Source organism: Microbacterium schleiferi (genome assembly GCF_038150145.1).
Classification (GTDB): domain Bacteria; phylum Actinomycetota; class Actinomycetes; order Actinomycetales; family Microbacteriaceae; genus Microbacterium; species Microbacterium schleiferi_B.
In genome coordinates this window covers 151,819-165,210 of the sequence record NZ_JBBWSA010000002.1, presented here as the reverse complement: position 1 = coordinate 165,210, position 13,392 = coordinate 151,819, and the positions used below count along the sequence as shown (strand labels likewise).

General features: G+C 66.8%; 13 protein-coding genes and 1 tRNA gene. 10 read left to right on the top strand and 4 right to left on the bottom strand.

All coding sequences use genetic code 11. From position 1 onward, the window contains the following. Positions 1-4: 4 nt before the first annotated feature. The gene (locus AADH62_RS02585; RefSeq protein ID WP_341578161.1) at positions 5-841 is read left to right on the top strand and encodes a PfkB family carbohydrate kinase; all 837 of its coding nucleotides are present in this window, start codon (positions 5-7) and stop codon (positions 839-841) included. Positions 842-844: 3 nt separating this feature from the next. Here the strand turns inward: AADH62_RS02585 and AADH62_RS02580 are convergent, their stop codons facing one another. From AADH62_RS02580 to AADH62_RS02570, 3 genes are all read right to left on the bottom strand, one after another. Further along, positions 845-1,642: an ABC transporter permease subunit gene (locus AADH62_RS02580; protein ID WP_341578160.1), complete on the bottom strand. Its 798-nt coding sequence runs from the start codon at positions 1,640-1,642 to the stop codon at positions 845-847. A 1-nt stretch (position 1,643) separates the two neighbouring features. Continuing rightward, positions 1,644-2,558, bottom strand: a complete 915-nt coding sequence (locus tag AADH62_RS02575) for an ABC transporter ATP-binding protein (RefSeq protein ID WP_341578279.1) — start codon at positions 2,556-2,558, stop codon at positions 1,644-1,646. Positions 2,559-2,628: 70 nt separating this feature from the next. Next, positions 2,629-3,321: a TetR/AcrR family transcriptional regulator gene (locus AADH62_RS02570; RefSeq protein ID WP_341578159.1), complete on the bottom strand. Its 693-nt coding sequence runs from the start codon at positions 3,319-3,321 to the stop codon at positions 2,629-2,631. Positions 3,322-3,520: 199 nt separating this feature from the next. Between AADH62_RS02570 and AADH62_RS02565 the strand changes: the two genes are divergently transcribed. Beyond that, on the top strand, positions 3,521-3,715 hold the full coding sequence (locus AADH62_RS02565) for a hypothetical protein (protein WP_341578158.1): 195 nt from the start codon (positions 3,521-3,523) through the stop codon (positions 3,713-3,715). 249 nt (positions 3,716-3,964) lie between these two features. Next, positions 3,965-4,591 (top strand): hypothetical protein, encoded by a 627-nt coding sequence (locus AADH62_RS02560; RefSeq protein ID WP_341578157.1) that lies wholly within the window; start codon positions 3,965-3,967, stop codon positions 4,589-4,591. A gap of 104 nt (positions 4,592-4,695) precedes the next feature. On the opposite strand, the gene AADH62_RS02555 is transcribed toward AADH62_RS02560, so the two are convergent. After that, positions 4,696-4,769 (bottom strand) — tRNA-Gly (locus tag AADH62_RS02555). Between the two features lie 221 nt (positions 4,770-4,990). Between AADH62_RS02555 and AADH62_RS02550 the strand changes: the two genes are divergently transcribed. The 7 genes from AADH62_RS02550 (at position 4,991) to pstS (ending at position 13,348) form a co-directional block, all read left to right on the top strand. Then, on the top strand, positions 4,991-6,103 hold the full coding sequence (locus AADH62_RS02550; protein ID WP_341578156.1) for a substrate-binding domain-containing protein: 1,113 nt from the start codon (positions 4,991-4,993) through the stop codon (positions 6,101-6,103). A 31-nt stretch (positions 6,104-6,134) separates the two neighbouring features. After that, positions 6,135-6,743, top strand: a complete 609-nt coding sequence (dcd, locus tag AADH62_RS02545; RefSeq protein WP_341578155.1) for a dCTP deaminase — start codon at positions 6,135-6,137, stop codon at positions 6,741-6,743. Positions 6,744-6,897: 154 nt separating this feature from the next. After that, positions 6,898-7,458 (top strand): hypothetical protein, encoded by a 561-nt coding sequence (locus AADH62_RS02540; RefSeq protein WP_341578154.1) that lies wholly within the window; start codon positions 6,898-6,900, stop codon positions 7,456-7,458. An 8-nt stretch (positions 7,459-7,466) separates the two neighbouring features. Beyond that, positions 7,467-9,164, top strand: a complete 1,698-nt coding sequence (locus AADH62_RS02535) for a protein kinase domain-containing protein (RefSeq protein WP_341578153.1) — start codon at positions 7,467-7,469, stop codon at positions 9,162-9,164. A 220-nt stretch (positions 9,165-9,384) separates the two neighbouring features. Continuing rightward, positions 9,385-10,497 (top strand): phosphate ABC transporter permease subunit PstC, encoded by a 1,113-nt coding sequence (gene pstC, locus AADH62_RS02530; RefSeq protein ID WP_341578152.1) that lies wholly within the window; start codon positions 9,385-9,387, stop codon positions 10,495-10,497. Next, positions 10,497-11,738: a phosphate ABC transporter permease PstA gene (pstA, locus tag AADH62_RS02525; RefSeq protein ID WP_341578151.1), complete on the top strand. Its 1,242-nt coding sequence runs from the start codon at positions 10,497-10,499 to the stop codon at positions 11,736-11,738. The genes pstC and pstA overlap by 1 nt, the downstream gene beginning before the upstream one ends. After that, positions 11,735-13,348 carry a phosphate ABC transporter substrate-binding protein PstS gene (gene pstS, locus AADH62_RS02520; protein WP_341578150.1) on the top strand — a complete coding sequence of 538 codons (1,614 nt, stop codon included), beginning with the start codon at positions 11,735-11,737 and terminating at the stop codon, positions 13,346-13,348. The genes pstA and pstS overlap by 4 nt, the downstream gene beginning before the upstream one ends. The last annotated feature ends 44 nt before the right edge of the window (positions 13,349-13,392 follow it).

Below are 13,392 nucleotides of genomic sequence, written 5' to 3'. Positions count from 1 at the left end.
CGACATGACATCCCGAGGTCTGGGACCGCTCTGCGTGGTCGGAAGTATCAACGTCGACATTTCGGTCACGGTGGGTGAACTTCCGATTCCGGGTGAGACCGTGCGTGGACGTGGACCGATCCGCGGTGCCGGCGGTAAGGGCGCGAATCAGGCGGCTGCTGCCGCTCGGCTCGGTGCGGCAGTTCGGATGCTCGGCGCGGTCGGAGACGACGCTGATGGCCGGGCCATGGTCGAGACCCTTCGCCGTGCCGGTGTCGACACATCCGGCATCCGTGTCGTCGCGGAGCCGACGGGAACGGCGCTGATCACGGTCGATGCGGCGGGCGAGAACACGATCGTCGTGTGCGCGGGAGCGAACGACGCGGTCGAGGGGGCAGGGCCGTTCGCGCCCGATGAGGCAGTGCTCGCGCAGTTGGAGATCCCCCCGCACGCGATCGAGACTCTCGCGGCATCCGTGCCCGGGTTCTTCGCGCTCAACGCCGCCCCTGCCCGCGACGTGCCCGCCTCGGTGCTGCGCCGCGCCGACCTCGTGATCGTCAACGACGCGGAGTTCGCCGCGCTCCCGGCAGTTTCAGCAGCGCGCCTGGTCGTCGTCACCCACGGAGCTCGCGGAGCATCGCTGTGGCGCGAAGGTGACCGGGTGCTGACTGCTCCGTCACCCGTGGTCGAGGCCGTGAGCGCCGTCGGTGCCGGGGATGCCTTCAGCGCCGCGATCACGCTCGCCATCCACGCCGGCTGGCCCGATGAGGTCGCGCTGGCCGCGGCATGTGCAGTGGGCGCCGACGCGGTGACCCACGTCGGCGCCCAGCCGCCCCTCCGCTCTCTCGCTGAATACCGGTAGCGCTCAGCCGGTGATGTCGCGGGAGCGCAGTGCGAGAGCTGCCGCGCCCGTGAACACGATCGCGACACCCCAGACCGCTGCGATGCCCCAGGCGAATCCCGACTCGAGCGGCGCGTCGCTGTACTCCCACGCATAGGGTGAGAGCCGTTCAACCCACGCGAGATCCTCGGACTGGTTGGCGACAGCCTGCAGCGCGTACCCGTAGACCGCGATCCCCGCACCCGCCGCGACCCCGGCGATCCGGCGACCGGTGATGGCGCCGGCAAGCAGTGCGGCAGCGGCCGACAGTGCGCCCAGTCCCGCGAGGGCTGCAATCGCTGCGATGATTCCGGATGCCTCCAGCCCGAGTTCCGAAGGTACGTTGAGGATGCCGACCACCACGCCGATGACGATGACGAACACGACGAGCTTCAGAAGGATCGCCAGGGCGTTCTCGAGGACGTAGGAGACACGGCCGATCCCGTGTGCCAGGTCGAGTTCGAGGCGGCCATTCTCTTCGGCGCCGCCGATCGCACTCGCACCCCACGCGGTGGTCGCGATCACGATCAGCGCGAAACCGATCAGGCCGAAGAACGTTGCTTGCGCATATCCCGAGCCGGTGCCGATCTGGTCGTAGCCGAGCGCGTCGACAAGCTCTGGCGGCAGCGCCGCGATGATCTCTTCGAGCGAGCCGTTGCTGCCGAACGACGGAAACAGCGGAAGGTAGAGCGCGAGGGCGGCGGTGAGACCCAGTGTCCACGCGAGCAGCCCGCGCCAGGAGTCGCGCAGGTTCCGAGCTGCGATGGGAAGCAGGCGGCCCATCTCACTCGCCTCCCATCGCTGTGGGGGTATCGGTGCTCGCGGACCCGTAGAGGCGCAGCACCGACTCCTCGAGGTCGGGCTCCTCGATCAGTAGCTCGGCGACGTGGAAGCGGGCCAGGGCTTTCACGAGCGGGTCGATCTCGCCCTCGATCGTGGCGTGCGCGATCACCCGGTCATCCTGCGCACGGATCTCGGGAGGCGTGCTCGTCGACAGGGGTGCGAGTGCGTCGCGGACCGCGCCGGGGTCGGCATCCGTCAGCACGGCACGGATGCGACGCACGGCGCCGAGCCGCAGCTCGTCCACAGCTCCCGCCGCGACGATCCGGCCCTGGCTGAGCACCGCGACCTCGTCGGCTGCCTGTTGGATCTCACTGAGCACATGGGAGCTCAGCAGAACCGTCTGGCCGTTCTGCCGCGCCTCGTGCACGAGCCCGAGGAACTCGCGCTGCATCAGAGGATCGAGTCCGCTCGTGGGCTCGTCGAGGATGAGCAGCGGCGGTTCGTGCATGAAGGCCTGGATGAGCCCGAGCTTCTGCTTGTTGCCCTTCGACAGGGTGCGGACGGGGCGGGAGAGGTCGCACGAGAGACGCTCGGCCAGCTGGTCGATGCGCCCGGGACGGATTGGTGCCGACACGCTCGCATAGAAATCGAGGAGGCGTCGACCCGTGGCGCGTCCCTCCATCCGCAGCTCGCCGGGGACGTAACCGATGCGTCGCCGGAGGGCTGGCCCGCCGGTTCGTGGATCCGTTCCCAGAACGTGCGCGGTGCCGCTGGTCGGGCGGATGATGTCGACCAGCATCCGGAGGGTCGTGGTCTTTCCTGCCCCGTTGGGGCCGATCAGGCTGAACACCGTGCCGGGCGCGACCGAGAGGGTCAGGCCATGGAGGGCGGTGCGCCGCCCGTACTGCTTGCGCAGGTCGTTGAGTTCAATGGCAGGGGGTCATCCCCTGCTCCTTTCGTCGCTGGTGTGTGATGGATGCCGAGGGTTAGTCGGCCAGCGGCGGGTCGGGATCCTGGTGCGGGTCGTTCTCGCCCTTGCCCGAGTGCGGGCCGAGGGGTCGCGTGAGTGCATCCCGCGCGGCGGTGAGCAGGCTGTCGTCGGCGTAGAGACCGAGGGTGTAGAACTCGAGCAGCGGCAGAGTGAGCCGGCGAAGCAGCGCCTCGGTCAGCCCATCCTCACCGAGGCTCCGGGCGAGCTGGCGGCGCAGCAGCACCGGCGCGAGGCCGTACAGCGTCACCGCGGTGACTGTGACGTCCATGTCGGACTGCAGGCGCAGCATCCCGGCCGCGGCCTGCTGCTCGAGCAGGGCGCGCGTTGCAGCAGCCAGGGAGTCGAAGAGGTCATCGGCGGCCGACGTGTCGGATGTCAGCATCCGGGACATGTAGTCAAGAAGTGGCTCGTAGCGCTGGCGGTCGGCGAGGGCCTCGCGCATCATCGCTGAGGCGCCGCCACCCGCGAGTCGGCCCTTGTCGGTGACCAGCGCCTGGACGACGTAGGCGTCGCACTCTTCGCGCAGTCCGTCTTTGGATCCGAAGTGGTGCACGATCAGCGCTGCGCTCACGCCGGCGCGCTGCGCGATATCCCGCAGGCTGGCCGCGTCGAAGCCGCGCTCTGCGAAGGCCGCGATTGCCGCATCGCGGATCCGATCACGGGTCGAAGCGTCGGGGGCTGAACGCATGTTCAACACATTAAACACTTGTTCAGTGTGACGTCAAGGGCTAGCGGCTCTGTAGGGCTCGGGATGGGGAATCCCGACTGTCGGCGCGAACTATGGACGGTCGGGCCGGATCTTGCAACCCCCTGGGACATGGCAAAGAGACCAGCTACCGTCAAGCCTTGCGACATCACGCCGCGCTCTGCAGATGGAAGGAGACCCCATGGGATTCATGGAAGATGCGAAGAAGAACATCGCTGAGGCTGCGGAGAACACCGCCGACGCCATCAAGGACGGCGTCGACCGCGCCAAGGACAAGGCCGAAGAGATGTCTGCCGAAGCCGACGTGAAGAAGGCAGAGGCTGAACGCGACGCCGTCAAGGCGCGCAACGACGTCAAGGAAGCAACCCGCGACTGACGTCCCCTGAACCCGAAGGCCCGCGCAGAGTACTGCGTGGGCCTTCGATGTTCTCGGGAGAGGTTTCGGGAAGCGAACCGTCAGGTCACGGTGCCACACTGAAGCAGGAGTACCGGACCTAGGGGGGCTCACGATGGCGGATCGACGCGTTCTGGCACTGATCTCATCACAGTGCTCGCGCTCAGTCTCGCGGGCTGTGCCAGCGCGGTTGAGAGCGCTGGCACAAGCTCCTCACCTCAAGCCGGCTTTGTGTCGTCATCCGAACCGCGTCAAGTATCCGGATGCCTTCAGGAGGGCGACACGGCCCTGGTTCTCGACGCGCCAGGAGTTCCAACCGAAGCCCTGACCTTTGGCGACGGGCCGCGCGCGGTGATCCTCGCTCATCAAGCCGAGCAGGGGCCCTGTGCGTGGGACGCCTATGGCCGCACGCTCGCCGAGCGGGGCTATCGGGTGTTCATCCCCTCACTGACCGCCTCGCCTGAGGACGTGATGAGCGCCGCAGTTGCGTGGCTCGGCGCGGCTGGAGTGTCGGAGTATGCGATGGTCGGAGCCTCGATGGGAGGAGCGTACGTTCTCTCCACCGCGGGCGAGCTCAACCCTGCGCCATCCGTTGTTGTAGCGATCTCATCACCTGCCCAGTACAACGACATCGACGCACTTGCTGGCATTCGCGCGATCACGCAGCCGATCCTCCTCGTCGCAGGAACCGGCGACGACGACTTCGCCGATCAAGCGCGTCGCCTGGCTGAAGCCCAGCCCGACTCGCGCGTCCTGCTCGTTGAATCCTCGGCGCACGGCACGGCTTTGCTGGCGACCGACACTGAGGTTGCGGCGGCAGTGGAGGCGGCGCTCACCGCCGCGATCGGAAACGACTGACACCCGTCCGCCAGCGGCGGGGGCCCACCCGCACGCGGAGATCGGTTCCTACGGCAACCACGCGAATGGCCCGCTGCACCGCCGGTGGCGGCACATCGGGCCATTGGAGGGGCTGACGGGAATCGAACCCGCGCTGTCTGCTTGGGAAGCAGAAGTTCTGCCATTGAACTACAGCCCCATGCGCCGAGGCGCCCCGCCAGCATATCAAGGCGGGTCCGGGGATCACCCGCAACCTTTTCACTGCGTCCACAGCCCCGGTTCACCGCCGCAACAGGCGTGCTTTACCCGCTGGACGCAGCCCGTTGGTGGCCGGTGCACCATCGCGAGAGAAACTCGCGCGTCGCCCGCGATTCGTGCTCGGTCATCCGTGTCATCCGCGGTGATCGTGAAAGGACCGAGGTGAGAACTCGCGGACTCGTTGCTCTCGTCGTCATGGCGGGATTCGGCCTGGCAGGCTGCACGGCCACCTCGACACCTCTGCCGTCGCCGACGCTCACGCCGCTGGTTGGCACCGCCAGCGGGTCTGTGGGCGTCGTGCTCCCGGCCAGTGGTGAGCCGCGGTGGACCATGGCCGGTGACGCACTTGAATCGCTCCTCAAGGGAGCCGGGGTCACGGTCACCGTGGACTATGCCGATGCCGCCGAGCAGGATGAGCGGATCGAGGAGCTGATCGCTGCCGATGTCGACGTGCTGATCGTGACCGCGGCTGACGAGGAAGGCCTCGTCGACAGCCTTGCGGTGGCGGAGGATGCCGGCGTCGACGTCATCGCGCTCGACCGGCTCCCGATCAACGCGGTCGGCGTCGACTTCTTCGTCGCGCCCGACCTCTACGGGTTCGGATACGGAGCGGGGGCTGCTGCCACCGCTGCGCTCGGACTCAGCGACGAGCAGGGCAATCCCACGGGCGTCGTCGTCGACGACCCGTTCCGGATCGAAGTGTTCGGCGCAGACACCGACGACTGGGACTACTGGTTCTTCTACAACAGCTCGGTTCGCGACAGCCTCGCCGCCTATCTTGAGTCCGGCGATCTCGTCGTGGGCTCGGGCCAGATCAACGGCGAGGATGTCGCAACGGCTGACGGCTCGCGCGAAGCCGCCCAGGCGCGGATGACGTCGATCCTCGAATCGTCTTACGCAGACGGCGAGAAGCTCTCTGCCGTGGTGACGGCATCCGCTGAAGTCGCCGACGGCGTTCGTGCCGCGCTGGCCGATTCCGGCCGATCGGACGTCATCGTCACGACCGTCGGCGACGACCCGGCAACTATCGGGTCCCTCGGCAACGGGCTCGAAGCGACGGTGTTCTCCGACATCCGTGTCCTTGCCCGAACTGCCGCCGAAACCGCTGTCGCGGAGCTGAATGGCACAGAGGCAGGGCTCTCGCGCACGGAGGACTACTTCACGAACACGGGCTCGGTGACCACGCGCCTCGTATGGCCGGAGATCGTGACCGGGCAGTCTCGCCAGGCCAAGATCATCGACACCTGGTATTACACCGCGGACCAGCTCGGCTGACGCTGACCAGGGGGTCCTCTAGGCTGGCCTCGTGCTGCTCTCGGACCGCGACATTCGCCATGAAATCTCCGCCGGTCGGGTCGGACTCGACCCGTGGGACGCCGAGATGGTGCAGCCATCGAGCGTCGACGTGCGACTTGACCGGTTCTTCCGACTGTTCGACAACCACAAGTATCCGTTCATTGACCCGGCGGTCGACCAGCCCGACCTCACGCGGCTCATCGAGGTCGCACCCGACGAGCCGTTCATCCTGCACCCCGGCGAGTTCGCGTTGGGTTCGACGTTCGAGCTGGTGACTCTGCCCGACGACGTCGCCGCCAGACTCGAGGGCAAGTCATCGCTCGGGCGTCTGGGACTGCTCACGCATTCCACTGCAGGCTTCATCGATCCCGGCTTCTCGGGCCACGTGACGCTCGAGCTCTCCAACGTCGCAACCCTTCCGATCACGCTGTGGCCCGGCATGAAGATCGGGCAGCTGTGCTTCTTCCGGCTGTCCTCCCCGGCAGAAAACCCCTACGGCTCCGGCCCCTACGGCAACCGATATCAGGGGCAGCGTGGACCAACCGCCTCCCGCTCTCACCAGAACTTCCATCGCACGGATGTCGGAGCGCGCGATGCCGGGGCAACCGACGCTAGCTGAGACCCGTACAGAACGAACTGGACACTTCTCGGACACCTACGCGAAAGCTGCGCGAAAGCGAGCGAGCCGATGATCACCATCACGGCCCGCTGAAGCGAATCACCCGACGATGTCCTGGGCCGGGAGCCCCAATCACCTTCTCCCGGAGGACAGCGTGGAATCGCCCGGTTCCGAACACGTCCCGCACGCGCCGCTCGCCGCTGCAGTGAGCTTTCGCGTCATGCCGTCGGTCGATGACCCGATGGTCCAGAAGTGGATGCGGTTCCGAAACGCAGTAGTCCCCGGAGTCGCTGTTGCTCATCCTCCCGAGAAGTCCGGTCGCTCCGCAGAAGGCGCGAAGGCGAGTGGTGAGATGAGCGGGGCCGTGTACTGGCGCCTTGTCGCCTCGAACAACCGCGAACTTGGGCGGAGCTTCTACCTCTACCAGAACGCCGAGCAGGCGCGGAGGCACGTCGAGCGGATCGCCACTCTTACGGGTCGACTCGATGTTACGGCCGTCGTCGATGGGGCCACGACTCGGCGCGGGTGGGTCCTCAACGCCGAGGGAGGTCCAGTCATGACGTGCGCCCGGTGGTACACCTCGTCGTCCACGGCTGCAGCGGCAGCCGTCTCGGCGCTCTCGGCTCTTCGTACTGCGAGGCTTCTCCCGGCTCCCGCCGCGCACTTCTCTGCTCGCCGCCGTCCGACGAGCGCCGGTGAGGGCGCGGTGCTCTAGGCGTTGTCATGGCCGATCTGATCGCCGGCAGGTTCCGGCTCATCGACCTCTTGGGGACGGGTGGCTCGGCATCCGTCTTTCTCGCCGAGGACGCGACGAGCGGGCAACGCGTGGCGCTGAAGATCCTTCACCCGCACCTGACGGAGCGTGCCGCGGCCCGCGAGCACTTCCTTGCTGAGGCTGCGCGTTCCGCACGCTTTCGACATCCGCATGCCGTGCAGGTGCTGGATGTCGGGGAGGACCGCGATCGGCCCGAGCCTGTCGTGTGGATAGCACTCGAGTTCGTCGAGGGTCTGTCGCTCTCTGATCACGTGCGTGCCGCCGGACCGCTCTCTCCCGAGGCCGCCATCAGCGTGATGGTCCCCGTGCTCGAGGCGCTGGATGCCGCTCACGCGGCGGGGTTGGTCCACCGCGACGTGTCGCCGACGAATGTCATGGTGGCTCGTCACACTAGCGGCGAGCTCGATCCGTCGACCGTTCGCCTGCTCGACTTCGGGATCGCGGGTGACATCGGTGAGACAGCAGTCGGCTCTGCCGCGCTGCTCGCCGCACGCGACGAGGGGGGTGTCGGGGTCCTCGGCAACGCCAGCTACGTCTCCCCGGAGCAGGCGCGCGGGAACGCTGTCGACGAGCGGGGCGATGTCTACCAGGCGGGAGCGTTGCTCTATTTCGCACTCGTCGGGCACGCGCCATTCCAGCGGGATCATCCGACCCACGTTGCGCGCGCGCACGTTGAGGCCCCTCCGCCGGTGCCCTCGGTGGGTCGCCCGGGTATCCCGCGGTCTGTGGATCGCGTCGTGGTCAGGGCGATGCTCAAGGATCCGGCCGATCGCTTTCCGACGGCGCGCGCGATGCGCGATGCGCTCGTCGCCGCAGCAACGGAGGCGACACGGGCCGCCGTGCCCGCGCCTGCCAAGCCGGCGCCGTGGCCCGCATCGTCCACCGAGGCGGCGACCGACAATCACGGGGACCGAACGGGGGTGACCCGCGTGCTCGGTACGACAGCGACCCCGCCGCGCGCGTCCTCTCCCGCGGTGAGCCCGTTCGCCGCCATTCACCGTCGTCGTCGGCCAGCTGGCATCGCAATGTTCGCGACCGTCGCTGCCGCCGTCACCCTCGGTGTCGTGATCTCGCTGGCAACCTCGCCCTCGGCATCCGTCACCACCGAACCGACGCCCGAGCCGTTGACATCCACGCCGTCGCCGGAGCCGACGTCCCCTGCCTCGGTAGTCGACACCCGTCCGCGCGTTCCGGATGTCGCGCAGCTTCAGCTCGCAGAGGCGAGCGAGCGAATCGCAGCCGCCGGATTCGTCGTCGGTGCGGTGACATCGGTCGACAGCCGCTGGACCGAGGGCACGGTGATCGAGACCTCGCCGGGATCGGGGGACCGGGCGGCTTTCGGCAGCACGGTAGCGGTAACGGTCGCCTCGGGGTACAACACGGTGCCGACCGTCGTCGGACGAGAGGTGAACGCGGCGCTGGAAAGTGTTGCAGGAGCCGGCTTCACGACGGCCTCGGCCCCGACCTCGACGGTCGGGACCGGCGTGATTCGTACCGACCCGGCAGGCGGAACACGGCTGGTCGTCGGTTCGACGGTGACGGTTTTCGAACCAGCCCCGGCACCATCGCCGACACCGACGCCAACCGCAGTGCCAACCGCGACCCCGACATCGACGGCTGTCCCGACCCCGACGGCGAGTCCATGACCGAGCGATGCTCGTCGCACACGTGCGAGAAAGCGCGCCTTAGCGAATGCGACGCCTTTCGTTCACCAGCGCAGATAACGATCACCAGTGTCACCGAGCCGCGGCTCGCGTCCGAGCGGTGCCCTGATCCATGCGTCGCTCCTCGGCAGGGGCGGCGTCCTCGACCCGAAAGAAGTCCCATGTCCGCGTTGCGCACACTCGGCGGTCGTTCATGACGCGAGTGGGACGTTCACGTGACGGGTCGGGTCAGGCGGTGGAAGACGGCCACGATGAGGGCGTCACGGTCTTCGATGAGGTCGCTGACGTCTTTCTCGCCAACGACGTCACCCAGATCATCGATGAACCCGCGGTCGCGCACCCCGACGGTGCACGATCGCTGACATCGCGACCGTCGACATCCGACCGCATCTTCCGCTCCGTCGCGTTCGCCGCTGGTGGCATCACGGTAGCGATCATGCTGGCGGTTGGCCTGTTTCTGGCGATTCGAGCGGGGTCCGCACTGCAGGTCTCGGGCATCAGCTTCTTGTTCGAACAGCAGTGGTCGCCCGAGACCGGTCAGTTCGGGATCGCTGCCGTCCTGTTCGGCACGGTCTCGATCGCTCTCATCGCGATCACCATCGCACTCCCCCTCTCGCTCGGGACGTCGCTTCTCATCTCGGAGGTGTTGCGCGGCCGCATCAAGCAGTGGGCGATCACGCTGGTCGATCTCATGGCGGCGGTGCCGAGCGTGGTGTTCGGCCTGTGGGGAGTCTTCTTCTTGCAAGAGAACGTGATCCCGGTTTCGCAGTGGATCTCGACGTACTTCTCGTGGATTCCGATCTTCGCCGTCACCAATCCGGACGGGACGCCTGCGTCGGATGCGAGCGCGTTCACCTCGTCGGCATTCATCGCGGGAATCGTCGTGTCGCTCATGATCGTTCCCACGCAAACCTCGATCATGCGCGAGGCCTTCATGCAGGCGCCCCCTGGCGAACGCGAAGCTGCGTACGCACTCGGGTCGACCCGCTGGGGAATGATCACTGCTGTCGTCCTGCCCTTTGGTCGCGGCGGGATCATCGGCGGCACGATGCTGGCGCTCGGACGGGCGTTGGGCGAGACCATCGCGATCTACATGATCATCTCGCCGATCTTCTACATCAACTGGGAAGTACTCAAGACCGGCAGCAACTCGATCTCAGCGCTGATCGCACTGCGCTACGGGGAGGCGTCGGAGTTCGCGCTGTCGGCACTCATGGCGGCAGGTCTCGCGCTGTTCCTGATCACCCTGGTCATCAACTTCACCGCGTCGACCATCGTCGCCAGATCGCGCTCCGGCGCCCAGAGCGAGGCATGATGTCGACCACGCTGGAGACCTCGCCGGTACAGGATGCCGACACCAAGCCGCGCCTGACTCAGACACCTGACCCGGGCGACACCCCGACCGGCCGACGGCGCGAACTGCGAGCGGTGCGGGTCGACGATGTCTACCCGGTCGTCGGAGCCGCCGCTGGAGCGATGGCAACCGCCACCCTCATCTTCGGGTGGATTGCGCCCCTGACGGGGGTGGTCGGTTGGTTCGTCGTCGCCTTCATCCTGTTCCTGGTCTTCTACGCACTGCTTCTCTCGGTCGTCGCCGACGTCCGAGAGGTCATCGACCGCCTCATGACCGTCGTCCTCGCAAGCGCCGGCATCATTCTGGCCAGCGCGCTTGTGTTCGTCGTCGTCTTCGTGATCACGCGGGGTGCTGATGCGCTGTTCCACGCCAACTTCTTCTTCTCCGACATGGAGTCAGCGGGACCTCTCGATCCCCTCGACATGGGCGGCATCGCGCACGCGATCATGGGAACGCTGCTCCAGATCGGGATCGCGCTGGTGATCACGATTCCTCTCGGCATCCTCACCGCGGTCTTCCTGAACGAGGTCGGCGGACCGTTCGCGCGGTTCGTGCGCACCGTCACCGATGCGATGACGGCGCTCCCGTCGATCGTCGCCGGCCTGTTCGTGTACTCGGCCATCATTCTGCTGATCACGGGTCAGCGGTCGGGCTTTGCCGCGTCGCTGGCGATCACCGTCATGATGCTCCCGATCATCGTGCGCGCGTCGGATGTCGTGCTGCGCCTCGTTGCCGGCAACCTGCGCGAGGCCGCCTACGCGCTCGGAGCATCCCGCTTCCGCACGGTGTGGAGCGTCGTGCTGCCGACCGCGCGCTCGGGGCTCGCGACGGCAGTCATCCTCGGCACAGCCCGCGGCATCGGCGAGACCTCGCCCGTGCTGCTGACCTCCGGTATCACGGCGGTTATGAATCTCAACCCGTTTCAGGGTCCGATGATCTCCCTGCCGCTTCAAGTGTTCGACTTCGTCAAGTCACCAGAGCCGAACATGATCGCGAGAGGTTTCGGCGCGGCTGCCGTGCTGATGCTGTTGGTGCTCGCCCTCTTCGCCATCGCACGCGTCATCGGTGGCCGGGGTCCGGGCGAGCTCACTCCACGGCAGCGGCGAGCTGCGGCCCGACGGTCGCAAAACGACCTCATCCGCATGGACAGGGCGCGCTTTGCGCGGCCCCTTTACGGCTACCAGCCCGAGGAGAAGCAATGACCTCTTGGCGCACACTGCTTGCGCGAACGGCCGCGATCACGGTGGTCGCGGCGCTGGCGCTTGTCAACACGACGCCGGCCTACGCGGCAACCTATGAGCCGATCACCGGATCGGGATCGACCTGGTCGCAGAACGCACTGGACCAGTGGCGGGCGAACGTCAAGGCCAACTACGGGATGACGATCAACTACTCCGGCACCGGGTCGACGGCAGGTCGGCAGGAGTTCATCCTCGGAACCGTCGACTTCGCCGTGAGTGAGATCCCATTCCAGTCGGCGCCCGAGGACGGCTCGGCCCCCGAGGTACCGGGCCGGGGCTATGCGTACGCGCCCATCGTGGCCGGTGGCACCTCGTTCATGTACAACCTGAAGATCGGCGGTAAGCAGGTCACCAACCTGCGCCTCTCAGGCGAGGTCATCACCAAGATCTTCACCGGAAAGATCACCAACTGGAATGATCCCGCGATCAAGGCCGACAACCCTGGTCTCGCGATGCCGGACAAGAAGATCACTCCGGTCATCCGTTCTGATGGCTCCGGAACGAGCGCTCAATTCACCCTGTGGATGTCGAAACAGTACCCCGCGCTGTGGAGCGAGTTCGCGGCATCCATGGGTCGTGGGTCGGGCCTGACGTCGCAGTATCCGCTCTTCTCCGGCGCAAAGGGACAGAGTGGCTCGAACGGTGTGGCGGGCTACGTTGCACAGACCTACGGTGAGGGGGCGATCACCTACGTCGAGTACTCGTACGCCCTGAAGTCGGGTTTCCCGGTGGCCAAGGTTCTCAACAAATCCGGCTACTACATCGAGCCCACGGCGCAGTCTGTCGCCGTGGCGATGCTGTCAGCTCAGGTGAACACCGACCTCACGCAGATCCTCGACGGCGTCTACAACAGCGCCGATCCACGCGCCTATCCGCTGTCGAGCTACTCGTACATGATCGTGCCGACCGAGGAAAAGGGCGTCTTCACCGCAGCAAAGGGCAACACCCTCGGCGCCTTCATGAGCTACTTCCTCTGCGAGGGTCAGCAACAGGCATCCTCGTTGGGATACTCGCCACTCACGATGAACCTCGTGCTCGCTGGCTTCGAGCAGATCAAGCGGATCCCGGGGGCCGGCTCGGCCAACGTCGACCCGAACAAGTGCAACAACCCCACCTTCACTGCCGGTGACTCTCCGTCCTCGAATCAGTTGGCCAAGACCGCACCCCAGCCCGCGGCCTGCGATAAGCAGGGACCCGATCAGTGCACCACCGGCACGGCCGGCGCTTTGCAGTCGACGCCGGTCAGCGGCTCGGGCAATGGCGGGTCGGCATCCAACGCAACTGGCGGTGGGACAACCGGTGGGGGCACGACCTCCGGCACGTCGGATGGTGCGGCGACCGGCGACGGCAGTGTGCCGTTGTATGACGAGAACGGTAACCCTATCGAAGGCACGAGCACCGGTGGGGGTGCAGCAGCCGTCGCATCGCCCTTCACGGTTAAGGACGAGGGATGGGGCTGGCAGCAGACGGCGATGCTCGCCGCGGTGCTGTTCCTCTTGCTCGCCGTGATAGCGCCGCCCGCGATGATCCGAATCCTTCGGTCCGGTGCGAGTAAGGGCGGCACGAAGTGATCACCACGTCGTCTTCGTCGAGGCGGGACCGTCGATCACGCCGC